The organism is Candidatus Electronema sp. TJ (assembly GCF_048287355.1).
Classification (GTDB): Bacteria; Desulfobacterota; Desulfobulbia; order Desulfobulbales; family Desulfobulbaceae; genus Electronema.
In genome coordinates this window covers 1-11,575 of sequence record NZ_JBLWEP010000063.1, presented here as the reverse complement: position 1 = coordinate 11,575, position 11,575 = coordinate 1, and the positions used below count along the sequence as shown (strand labels likewise).

Annotated in this window: 9 protein-coding genes; 1 reads left to right on the top strand and 8 read right to left on the bottom strand. The window is 56.8% G+C overall.

Features of this window, described 5'->3' with window-relative positions:
• Nucleotides 1-80: 80 nt before the first annotated feature.
• The 8 genes from ACNKID_RS06355 to napF form a co-directional block, all read right to left on the bottom strand.
• Nucleotides 81-1,892: a hypothetical protein gene (locus ACNKID_RS06355; protein WP_417912595.1), complete on the bottom strand. Its 1,812-nt coding sequence runs from the start codon at nucleotides 1,890-1,892 to the stop codon at nucleotides 81-83.
• A 460-nt stretch (nucleotides 1,893-2,352) separates the two neighbouring features.
• On the bottom strand, nucleotides 2,353-3,819 hold the full coding sequence (locus ACNKID_RS06350; protein WP_417912594.1) for a multiheme c-type cytochrome: 1,467 nt from the start codon (nucleotides 3,817-3,819) through the stop codon (nucleotides 2,353-2,355).
• A gap of 387 nt (nucleotides 3,820-4,206) precedes the next feature.
• Nucleotides 4,207-4,704, bottom strand: coding sequence for a nitrate reductase cytochrome c-type subunit (locus ACNKID_RS06345; RefSeq protein WP_417912593.1), 498 nt, complete (start codon nucleotides 4,702-4,704; stop codon nucleotides 4,207-4,209).
• A gap of 12 nt (nucleotides 4,705-4,716) precedes the next feature.
• Nucleotides 4,717-5,553: a quinol dehydrogenase ferredoxin subunit NapH gene (napH, locus tag ACNKID_RS06340; RefSeq protein ID WP_417912592.1), complete on the bottom strand. Its 837-nt coding sequence runs from the start codon at nucleotides 5,551-5,553 to the stop codon at nucleotides 4,717-4,719.
• Complete coding sequence (napG, locus tag ACNKID_RS06335) at nucleotides 5,550-6,422, bottom strand: ferredoxin-type protein NapG (protein ID WP_417912591.1); 873 nt, start codon at nucleotides 6,420-6,422, stop codon at nucleotides 5,550-5,552. The genes napH and napG overlap by 4 nt, the downstream gene beginning before the upstream one ends.
• Before the next feature lie 11 nt (nucleotides 6,423-6,433).
• Nucleotides 6,434-8,929: a nitrate reductase catalytic subunit NapA gene (gene napA / locus ACNKID_RS06330; RefSeq protein WP_417912590.1), complete on the bottom strand. Its 2,496-nt coding sequence runs from the start codon at nucleotides 8,927-8,929 to the stop codon at nucleotides 6,434-6,436.
• A gap of 35 nt (nucleotides 8,930-8,964) precedes the next feature.
• Nucleotides 8,965-9,195, bottom strand: a complete 231-nt coding sequence (locus ACNKID_RS06325; protein ID WP_417912589.1) for a chaperone NapD — start codon at nucleotides 9,193-9,195, stop codon at nucleotides 8,965-8,967.
• Between the two features lie 139 nt (nucleotides 9,196-9,334).
• Nucleotides 9,335-9,853 (bottom strand): ferredoxin-type protein NapF, encoded by a 519-nt coding sequence (gene napF / locus ACNKID_RS06320; protein ID WP_417912588.1) that lies wholly within the window; start codon nucleotides 9,851-9,853, stop codon nucleotides 9,335-9,337.
• Nucleotides 9,854-10,149: 296 nt separating this feature from the next.
• Between napF and ACNKID_RS06315 the strand changes: the two genes are divergently transcribed.
• Nucleotides 10,150-10,812: a Crp/Fnr family transcriptional regulator gene (locus ACNKID_RS06315; protein WP_417912587.1), complete on the top strand. Its 663-nt coding sequence runs from the start codon at nucleotides 10,150-10,152 to the stop codon at nucleotides 10,810-10,812.
• Nucleotides 10,813-11,575: the final 763 nt, after the last annotated feature.

The following is an 11,575-nucleotide window of genomic DNA, read 5'->3' as shown; positions in this document are numbered from 1 at the left end:
GATTTCTTGTATCATCACCCTATACTAACTCATCACTTGCCATTTGACCACCACCCACTTTTTCATATCGCTGGCTAGTGCTAGTGTTTATTTTTTTTGTCGCAGACCACAGCTTGCGCGACAATATTCAGACTGGCCGCTTCGCTGCTGACATTGACCTCGTAACTGTCGACAACCGCTCTGTTCAGTCCATCATGAGCATTGCCGTAGTTCCCCGGCAGTGTGGTCGCGACATTGCTCTCCCCCACATACAGATGGGTCGCGCTCATGGCGGCATCACCGGTCATAGTGAAGGTCACTCTCACTTTGCTGTCTTGAAATCTGACAGTCAGCGTACCGACTTTGATTGCTTTGCTCAAGTCATTGCCTGCTGCGCTGGTGTAGATTGGCTGGGTCACGGTTTCGCCCTTGCTGATGCTGAGCTGCCAGCCCCAGAGTGTGGCGGGCAGAATTTCGTCCAACTTGGTTGAACCAAAAGCGAAGGCGGTACGGCAGCCCCCTCCCGCATCCCGGCAGATGATCTGCCCACGCGCATCGAGACCCACCATGAAATCTCCTTCATAGCACTGGCCTGCCACGAATGGGACAAAATCAGAGTCAGTGCGTGAAGCGAGGAGCAGCTTAGAGGGAGAACATGTGCACACGCCATCCTTGCCAGGAATGCCTTGCAACCCCTGAGGCCCTGTCGGCCCTATAGGCCCCATCGGCCCGGCAATGCCGCGCAGACCTTGCAATCCCTGCGGGCCTGTCGGTCCAACAGGCCCGCGATCTCCCTTAGCTCCCTTCTCTCCAGCGGTTCCAGTGGGGCCACGCTCTCCTTTTTCACCCTGAGGTCCTGTCGGCCCTTGGTCACCTTTCTCGCCTTTTTTGCCCTGCTGGCCGTTTTCGCCCTTGTCGCCTTTAGGCCCCGTGAGACCGCGCTCTCCTTTCTCCCCTTGCAGTCCCTGAGGTCCTGTCGGCCCCATCAGTCCTTGGATGCCGGGATCACCCTTCTCTCCAGCAGGTCCAGTGGGGCCGCGCTCTCCTCTCTCCCCCTGCTTGCCCTGAGGCCCCATCAGTCCTTGGATGCCGGGATCACCTTTCTCTCCCTTATCGCCTTTTTCACCCTGCTGGCCCTTTTCGCCCTTAGGTCCAGTGGAGCCGACCGCGCCGGGTTCGCCTGTCGGGCCAACAGGACCTTGCGGCCCAAGTTTGCCCTCTTCGCCTTTGGCCGCTACGAGATCCCAGCATCTGGCCGGAACCATGTCTAAAGGAGGAGGAACGCCTTCGGTCGACTCGGGACAGGTGTTGATGTAACTGCTGCCGTCATGCTGAACAATATTACCCGTTTTGTAGATGACGTTGTCCTGCCACGCTCCTGCCCAGCTTAATTCTTCCGTGTTGCATTCATCCGGATCTGTTCCTCCTCCACTCCCGCCGCAGACGACCGCCATGGCGGCCAAATACAATTTTCTCTCTGAATATGCGGAAGCGTCGACAGCGTAGCTGTCCTTGTCAGCACGGTCTAACTTCGGGTGATGATGTATTTCGTAGTGGCCCATGCTTGCCGTCTTTTTGTCACTTACATAGAGAGTGGTCTCATTGATGACAAAACCTTTCAGCATGTCATAGACAACCGAAAGCTGACCATCTTTGTACTCGACTTTGACAAACCCGGCCAGTTTGTTGTTATTCTGATGCTTTAGTCTTACATAAATTGGCGCAGTAAAACTGCTGCGGTATGGCACAGTTATGAGCCATCCACTCAGGCCAGGACTGCCACCTTTGATAATGACATTGATATTTTTATCGCCGTAGGCAAACACAGTTTTGCAGTCGCCCGCATACGCTTGGACATCTGACGCTGTCAGCGCAAGCGACACAAAACACAAAATAGAAAATTTGCTCTTCATAAGACTGCCCTCCAAGCGGCATATAGCATTTTCAGGTTGAACATATATTAAAAATCCCTTTCAAGAAAAGGATTGAATGTATAATATCAATATATTATTGCATTAAGACCGAAAAGACGATAGGCAGTCGATTAGCGTGCAACCGCTATAGTTTTTACTCCTCCTTGGGTTAATTATACCTCCTTCCTGCTCACGAGACAACGCAAACAGGTGCAGGTGCTGAACTTCATCCTCATAGTTTCAAGCTTATTGCCAACTGTCATCAATGCTGCTCGTAAAATAATTACCAATAACATAAATACGTTGTCAATATTTTAACAGTTAACTGGAAGTGCCTGTCGACAGGCTCGTGAACCACAATGAGGCAGCGAAAAAAGAACGAAGACTGGTCAGAAAAAAGGCCGTTCCTCATGGAACGGCCTTTCGTGCTGCTTAGGAGAGGTGAATATCGCTCTGCAGACTATTTGGCGTACTTCGCTTTGAACTCCTCGGCCCGTTTAGCCCGTTCCGCCTTGTCGGCTTGATCCTCCTTGCCGAGCATCCACTTGTGGTTGTCGCTCTCCAGCGTCTCGGTCAGCAGCTGCTCCAGCTCTTCAGCCGCAGTCACCGCTTCCTTGTTTGCGCTGGCCTTGCCCATCTCAATCACTTCCTTCAGCTCAGGAATATACTTGGCAGCCCAATGTTTGGCCACCTCGTAGGTGCCATGCCAATGCGTGTAGTCCGGGGCCATCATCGCCGCGCCGTGCCGCGCCCGCCGTCCCTCATGATGCCATATCTCGTACCAAGTGAAATCAATCGCCTGGCCGAACTGGACATACTCTTTGCCCTTGACCGCCTTCAGCACCTTGGTCGCAGCATCATACAGAGCTATGCCAGGTTTGGCGAACTTCTCATGATAGAGCTTCATCAGCTCCTCATACTGGACAAAGAAGTTGTCGGTGAAGTTGACGTTGTGGCAGGAGATGCAGACCTTCTTCATATTGGCCCGCCGCTCGTCGCCGGTGATTTTGGCTGACTCCAAGCCCCAGCCGGCATCCACTGTGTGCGTCTCTTTGGAGATCGCCGGGCGGTTGTTCCATTTGATGCGCAGGCCGACGTTGTGATTGGTCGGCATGTCTTTAGTCGCGGACATGTGGCAGGTGGCGCAGGTCGGCGCGGCGGAGTAGTCCTCGCCGACTATCCATTTGGCCGAGTTCAGATTCATCTTGTCCTTGTTGGCATAAAAGGCGATGCCGTGCTTGGACTCGTTGTAGATTTCAATCTGCGGATGATCCGGCCCCATGTGGCACTTGCCGCAGTTTTCCGGGTTGCGGGCCTGGGCGGCAGAGAAGTTGTGCCGCGAATGGCAGGCCGCGCAGCTGCCCTCGCTGCCGTCCGGGTTGATGCGGCCTATGCCGCTGTTGGGCCAGGTCGCCGGATCCAGCTTGCCGCCGGGCAGCACTTGAACCACATTGCCGTGGCACTGCCAGCAGCCATTGACGGCGGCGGCGGACACGCCGTTGGGGAAAGCCTGCGTCTTCATGCCTTTGTTGCCCTCGACCACCTCAGCCAAGGTGTTGTCCAAGGAACCCATGATCTGGCCGGCCTTGGAGTGATGCGAGCCTTCAAACTCCTCCACTTCTTTGGCGTGGCAGCGGGCGCAGTCTTTCGGCGAGACGATGACTGAGATGGTTAAGCCGTTGTGCTCCATCGCATCCTTGTCGCCTTTCTCCGCCTTGTGGCACTCGTAGCAGCCGACATTGGCCCCGTAGTGCTTGTTCGCGCCCCATTGCTGGTACATGCCTTGGTTGATGTCTTTGTGGCAGGTCAGACAGGTCTTGCTCTCCTCAGACAGCGTTTTAGGCCTGGCGCTGTCTTCAGCAGCTTGGGCTGCGCCCGCTGCGGCCAGCACAAGGGCGCACGACCAAACTGCGGCCTTTGCTTTCATACCTTCCTCCATTTATGTTTTTTTACAGGTCAGAAAGTTGACCCTTTGTTAATTTTTTTCTTGATGACGCATCATCTCAGATGCAGAAAAAAATGCAAGTCTATTTTTTGCTGCATCTGAGAAATGCAGCCCGATCAGCATAAAATAATAAGAACTACCAGTCCGGGCGCAGCAAGGAAGCCCGCATCCGGCAGCCGGGATGGATTGCTCGCTGCGCTCGATGTCCGTCTGCTGAACTGCACGCTTTCGCCGCTCACGAAATCATGCATTCGATCCGATCAAATGCATGGTTTCGTGCTGATCAAATGCGTGCATTCGTATGTTGCGAATGCGTGGTTTTGTGCGCAGGAAAACCGGCAGACCGGAGCATCGTGAGCACTGGCTGTTTTACTCCTTGGCTCCTAATGAATATTTTCCCTTGCCGCTGCCAAAAACGTTTTCAACCAAAGGCGGCACGTCCGCCTGTCCGGCATGGCATTGCGTGCAGTTGTTCCAGCGGGCGGCGACAGTCTCCGTCACCTTGCCGTCGCGGTCCATGTAATGTGTTTTGAACGGTTTGGGCGCGCCGGAGCCTTCTACGCCATGACAGCTGCGGCAGTCGTTCTGCGTGGCGGTGATGACGAAGCCGGAGATGTCATGCGGAATAACCGGCGGCTGATGGATGAAGGTGCGCGGCACTTTCGCGTCCTTGGTCTTCCAGTCGCCGTCCACCGGCGCGTCTTCTGGCCCGTCAATCGGGTTCTTGCGCAGCGGCTGCACCGGCGCGGCGGCGGCAGGCGGAGCAGCTTGCTCCTGCGTCTGCGCGGGCGGCGTGTCTTTGGCGGAAGCTGAAGCCAAGGGCAGGAGGGCGGCGAGCAGCGACAGAGTGTATATGGTCTTTTTCATGACAGACTCCAATCAGGTTCGTTGAGAGAAGCAAAACACATCCTGCGGGCAGACATCCATGCAGCGTCCGCAGTTGAGACAGTTGTGGGAAAGAATGACCGGGCTTGCGTCGCCCTTGAGCGCGGGATGGATGATCTGCGGCTCAGGACAGACAGTGAAACAGTCCATGCAGTCAGTGCAGCGGGCGCGGCCAGCGGCTTTCACCTGCAGCAGCGCGATGCTGCCAAGCAGGCTGTAGGCCGCGCCGACTGGACAGAGATGGCCGCACCAGCCATGCCGGAGAATAAATGCGTCAAAGACGAAAATCGCGGCGAGCAGCAGCCAGCCCAGCCCCATGCCGAAAAGCAGGCCGCGCTGGAGGGCGGTCACAGGATTGACCGCTTCCCAAACGATGCTGCCGGTCAGCGCGGATGACACTATGATGAAACCGAGCAGCCACCAGCGGGTTCTTTTGCTCAGGCTGAGGTTTTTCTTCAATTCCAGCCGCCGGTTCGTCCATGCGGCTGCGTCGGTGACAAGGTTGACCGGACAGACCCAGGCGCAGTACGTCCGCCCGCCGATCAGGCTGTAGATTGCCAGCACAGCAATGAAGCCAAAAACGGCGGCGGTTTCCGGCAGATGTCTGGCCGCCAAGGACTGAACAAAGATTAGCGGATCGGTCAGCGGCAGGAAGCCAAGTGCTGTGCTGGCTGAGAGCGTTCCTTTGATAATCCAGAGGCCAGTCAGCGGCCCCAGCAGAAAGAGGCCAAGGATGCCGAGCTGTGCAGCCCGGCGCAGAAGCAGCCACTTGTGCGCCCGCAGCCAGCCTTTCTTTTCGACGGCCTCACGGCCTGCGATGCGTTGTTTCATGGCAGAGCCTCCGGTTTGCGCACAGGCAGTTGTAGTGCTTCCGGGATCAGCGAATGCCCGGCCTTCTCCTTCTCTTCCCAGCCGAGCCGGTAATGCGCTCCCAATGCCCCTCGTGCTTGCGCCAGCGGCAGCACCTTGATCGCCGGATTTTCCAGCACGCAGGACCGCTCGCACTTGCCGCAGCCGGTGCAGTGCTTGGAATGCACAGTCGGAATCAGGCGGGCATGAACGCCGGTGCGCTGGTTGACCTGCATTTCCAGGGTCAGGGCCTTGTCAAGCAGCGGGCAGTTGCGGTAGCAGACATCGCAGCGCAGCCCCTGATGGTTCAGGCAGTTTTCGTGATCAACGAGCACAGCCAGCCCCATTCTGGCCTTGTCAATCGAGGGGAGTTTCTTGTTGAGCGCGCCGGAAGGACAAGCTTTGACGCAGGGCATGTCCTCGCAGAGGCGGCAAGGACTGATCCGGGGCACGAAATACGGCGTGCCTGCTGGAATGCCGCTGCCCATCTCAGCTAAACGCAGCACCGGCACCGCTGTTTCCAGCGGCGCGTTTGTCCCTAATTCAGCGAGCTGCGAGACAAATGCGCCCGCGTCTGTCGGGAAGGCCGCTGGCTTCGCTGTTTCCCCGCCTTTGTCATGCCGGAGTTTCTCCGCGCAGGCTCGCACGCACTGGCCGCAGCGCAGGCAGGCGGACAGGAAGTCCTCTTCCGGCAGTGCGCCGGGCGGACGGAAGGCATGAGGCGGCAAAGCCTTGGCCGACTGCTGATGCCCGCCGAGCAATGCGGCCAGCACGAACGCGCCAGCCGCCGCTGGAAGAGTTTCGGTTAAAAGCCGCCGCCTTGACGGGCTGGCAGGCCGTTCAGTTTCCATGATCCGCTCCGTCATGCCTTCATGATCTTGACCGCGCACTTCTTGAAGTCGGTCTGCTTGGAGATCGGGCAGGTTGCGTCCAAGGTCAGCTTGTTGACCAAGCGGCCCTCATCAAACCACGGGATGAAGACCAGCCCCTGCGGCGGTTTGTTGCGGCCCTGCGTCTCCACGGTGCAGGTGATTTCGCCCCGGCGGGAGACAATCTTCGCCAGCTCGCCGCGCTTGAGGCCGCGCTTCTTTGCGTCCTCCGGGTGAATGTAGAGCAGCGCATCCGGCACAGCCCGGTACAGCTCAGGCACCCGGCGGGTCATCGAGCCGGAATGCCAGTGCTCCAAGACACGGCCTGTGCAGAGCCAGAGGTCATATTCCGCGTCCGGCATCTCCGGCGGCGGCTCATAGGGCAGGGCGAAGATCACCGCCTTGCCGTCCTTGTGGCCGTAGAACTTCAGGCCTTCGCCTTTTTTCACATACGGATCATAGCCTTCACGAAAACGCCAGAGGGTTTCTTTGCCATCAACCACTGGCCAGCGCAGGCCCCGCGCCTGATGATACATCTCGAATGGCGCGAGATCATGGCCGTGCCCCCGGCCAAACATAGCGTACTCTTCGAACAGGCCCTTTTGCAGATAGAAACCGAAATGCTGCGATTCGTCGTTGTCGTGGCCTTTCTGCAGCTCGCTCAGAGGGAACTTGTTCACTTGGCCGTTGGCGAACAGCACATCAAACAGGGTCTTGCCCTTGTATTCCGGTTTCTTGTCTAACAGCTCCTTCGGCCAGACTTCATCCGTGGTGAAGCGTTTGGAGAACTCGACAAGCTGCCAGAGGTCGCTTTTCGCCTCGCCCTTCGCCTTGACCTGCTGGCGGAGGAACTGCGTCCGCCGTTCGGCGTTGCCCCAAGCGCCTTCCTTCTCCACCCACATCGCCGCAGGCAGAATCAGATCAGCGGCCAAGGCAGTGACAGTCGGATAGACATCCGAGACAATGATGAAGTTGTCCGGGTTGCGGTAGCCAGGATAGCTTTCCTCGTTCAGGTTTGGCCCGGCCTGCATGTTGTTGTTGCACATCACCCAATAGACATTCAGCTTGCCGTCCTTGAGCATTCGGTTCTGCTGAACAATGTGATAGCCGATCTTGTCCGGGATCGTGCCTTCCGGCAGCTTCCAGATTTCCTCGGCGTGATGGCGGTGCTCCGGGTTGGTCACAACCATGTCCGCAGGCAAGCGGTGCGAGAAGGTGCCGACCTCGCGGGCCGTGCCGCAGGCTGAAGGCTGGCCGGTGAGCGAGAAGGGGCTGTTGCCCGGCTCAGAGATCTTGCCAACCAGCAGGTGGATGTTGTAGATCATGTTGTTGACCCACGTGCCCCGCGTGTGCTGATTGAAACCCATAGTCCAGAGGGACATCACTTTGCGTTTGGGATCGGCATACAGCTCTGCCAATGCCTCCAAGTCTTTCTTGGGCACGCCGGACATCTCGTGTGCCTTGTCCACGGTGTATTCGGCGACGAACTTGGCGTAGTCCTCAAAGCTGCAATCAACGGCTTCCGTGGCCTTGGCCGCATTTTTAGCCGCGCTCTCTTTGGGATGAGCAGGCCGCAGACCGTAGCCGATGTCGGTGGTGCCGATCTTGAACTTGACGTGCTGCTTGACGAAGTCCTGATTGACCTTGCCGTTCTGGATGATGTAGTTGGCAATGTAGTTCAGGATGACCAGATCAGAATGCGGCTTGAAGACTACCGGAATGTCAGCCAGATCAAAACTGCGGTGCTGATAGGTGGACATCACCGCCACTTTGACATGATTGGCGGTCAGGCGGCGGCTGGTGACCCGTGACCAGAGGATCGGGTGCATTTCCGCCATGTTCGATCCCCAGAGCACAAAGGCATCCGCATGTTCGATGTCGTCGTAGCAGCCCATCGGTTCGTCTATGCCGAAGGTGCGCATGAAGCCTGCGACCGCCGAGGCCATGCAGTGGCGGGCGTTGGGGTCGAGGTTGTTGGTGCGCAGTCCGGCTTTGATGAACTTCTGGGCAGCATAGCCCTCCCAGATCATCCACTGCCCGGAGCCGCACATGCCGACCGAATCCGGCCCGTTTTTCTTGATGGACTCCTTGAACTTCAGCTCCATGATGTCGAAGGCTTCGTCCCACGACACCGGGGCGAACTCGCCGTTCTTGTCGTATTGGCCGTTCTTCTTGCGCAGCAGGGGCTGGGTCAGGCGGTCCTTGCCGTACATGATCTTGGACAGGAAATAGCCCTTGATGCAGTTCAGGCCCCGGTTGACCGGCGCATCCGGGTCGCCTTGCGTGGCGACAACGCGACCGTCCTTAGTGCCGACCAGCACGCTGCACCCGGTGCCACAGAAGCGGCAGGGGGCCTTGTCCCATTTGATATCGCTGTCGTCATTCTTTTGCGCCAGCACCTCGGCTGCCGGAAGATTCGCACCGATCACCGCCGCCGCAGCTGCCGCCGCGTTGGCCCGGATAAAATCACGCCTGTTCAATTTTTCCATACTGCTCTCCTCCTTTCATGTGTTGCGGCGAATCCTTATTCGTCGCAGTAGTTGTAGATCATTGTCGCGGTCAGCACGCCGGGCAGCAGCTGCACCTGCATGATGGTGTCTGCCGGGGCTGAATCCGGGGTGTCCTCGATGGTGACCACCATCCTGCCGTCATCTTGGGTTGTGTGCACCTCAACGCCGGCCAAGGCCGCCATCTGCCTATGCAGGGCTTCCATGTTCTCCGGGCGGGCGTGAACTACGAAACTGGAAATGTTCATTGCGCATTCACCTGTTCTGAAAATATGAAAGGCTGCCTGCCGGGCAGCCTTTTCCAGCCGCAGATACGGCCGCACATAAGGCAAAGCAGGCCTGCTTTGCGGCATGTTGGGCTGTCTGCAAAACGTTCATAGCCGTCCTTCATTCAGAAAAAAGCACAGCGTCAACCGGGCAGACACTGGCGCAGGCCCCGCAGCCGTTGCATTGGTCAGCCGCAATTGTCGGCAGCTGTCCTTCTGCCAGCGGAAAACGGATTGCGCCGCGCTCGCAGCGGTCGCCGCAGCTGCGGCAGAGCACCCGGCGGCCAAGCAGGCAGTTTTCACTGACGCGGGCGCGGATGCTCCATGCTGTGCTGTCTGGATTGAACTGCAAGGCACCGGTCGGACAGCTTTTGGCGCAGCTGCCGCAGAAGGTGCAGGCATTCTGGCTGAAATCAATGACCGGCAAGCCGTCTTCGTTCAAGGCTAGTATTTGGTTTGGACAAGCAGCAGTGCAGGCACCGCAGCCAGTACAGAGAGAGCGGAAAGAATCGGCAGCAGACGACCAAGGCGGAAAAAGCGGTGTGCGCTGTTCGGCATCCTGCCCTTGTTGCGCAGGCGCGTCTTCAGCAAGGAGCCACTCAAAAAATTTGCTGACGAACAGCGAGGACAAGTTCATCATCAGGCAGATTTTTGTTGGAAAAAATCTGCGAAAAAGCATTTGTCAGTCAAGGCCGAACCAATGGACAGCGGGTCCGCCCGCTCAATTCTGAAGACATCTGCACGCTTTCGTGATACACTTTCTCCCTGTATGCCAAAAATATCCTGCTGTCAAAGAAAAAGTTTCGTCTGCCGCTGCCGCGTCCCGCTGCATGGGACTGCCGCATATACAAATACTATACTCGCATCCGCACGCCTTTTTCCTTGACCTGCATCAAGAAAACGAAAAAATTGTCTTGGGTTATGAAAAGCACCGCTGTGGCGGAATCAATCCTGTTCAAGGGGCTGGCCGAGCCGCTGCTGCGAAGGCTGACGGACATTGCTGTGGAAAAGCGGTTCCGGCGGGGTGAGACGATTTTTATAGAGGGATCGGTGAGCGGAGGTTTTTACGTGGTCGCCGAAGGGCAGGTGAAGGTCTTCAAAATGGCTCCGGACGGCAGGGAGCAGATTCTCTACATCTTGGGGCCGGGCGAGCCGTTCGGCCTGGTGCCAGTCTTTCACGGCCAGCATTTTCCAGCCAGCGCAGTCAGTATGAGTGCCGCTTCCGCGCTGTTCTTTCCCAAGAGGGAGTTTGTCGAGCTGCTGGCCGCGCACCCTGATTTATCCTTGTCGATCATGGCCGCTCTGGCTCGGCGTTTGCGCCGTTTTGCCGCCAAAATCGAAAGCCTTTCTTTGAAGGACGTGCCGGAACGGCTGGCCGCGCATCTCATCTATCTGGCGGAACAGCAGGGCCGCACCGACCACGTGCTGCTCGATATTCCAAAAAAGCAGCTGGCCAATCTGCTTGGTGCCAGTGCGGAAACGCTGTCAAGAATTTTTGCCGAGATGAGCGCGGCAGGACTGATCCGAGTGGACGGACGGCGCATTCACCTGCTCAACCACGGCGAATTGCAGGCGAAAGTTAATAGACCTCTTGCATAACTCTGCGTCGAATGGCTGCGCCAAGCATGTGTTTGATGTAGGGGCGAGAAATCTTTTGCCCCTGCTGCTTGCGCAAGAAGTCTGATGCAGCCCGGCGGCAAGGAGAATGCTTCCGGCCCGCTGCCGCTGTTCCTCGTCACGGTTTTGGTTTGGGAAAACGCATGTTCACCCCTCCTTGCGCCGCTGTGTGTTCTGCATCTGAGCTGCCCGCCCGCATCTGCTGCAATGCCGACATTGCTCCGATATTTTTTAATTTTTTCCCGGCGGAAACGCGTTTAAACCGTCCTGATTTAAACTTGAATCAGGACGGTTCACATTTAAATTGCCCTGATTCACATTGAAACCGAGGCAATTCACACTTAAATCGCTCCGGTTTCAATTGAAATTGGGCCGGTTTCGATTTAAATCAGGCCGATTTCAATTTAAATCGCCTTGATTCAAATTGAAACCGGGACGATTCACATTTAAATCGGAGCAATTTCAATTGAAACCGGAGTGATTCAAGTGTGAATCGGGACGATTTCAATCGAAAACGGGACGGTTTAAGTGTGAATCAGGGCAATTTAAATTGCGTTTGGGACGATTCAAACGGTGAACAGGTCGTTGCGACGGACAATCCAGCCATAATACTCTTCAAACGGTCTTGCCTGAGCCGCAAATGGATCGGGCGAAAGATTTTCATTCACACAGGGCGCACTGACTGGTTCGACTTATGCAAGAGGTCTACTAAGGTGGGAATAAAATGACACGCAAAGCACCAAGC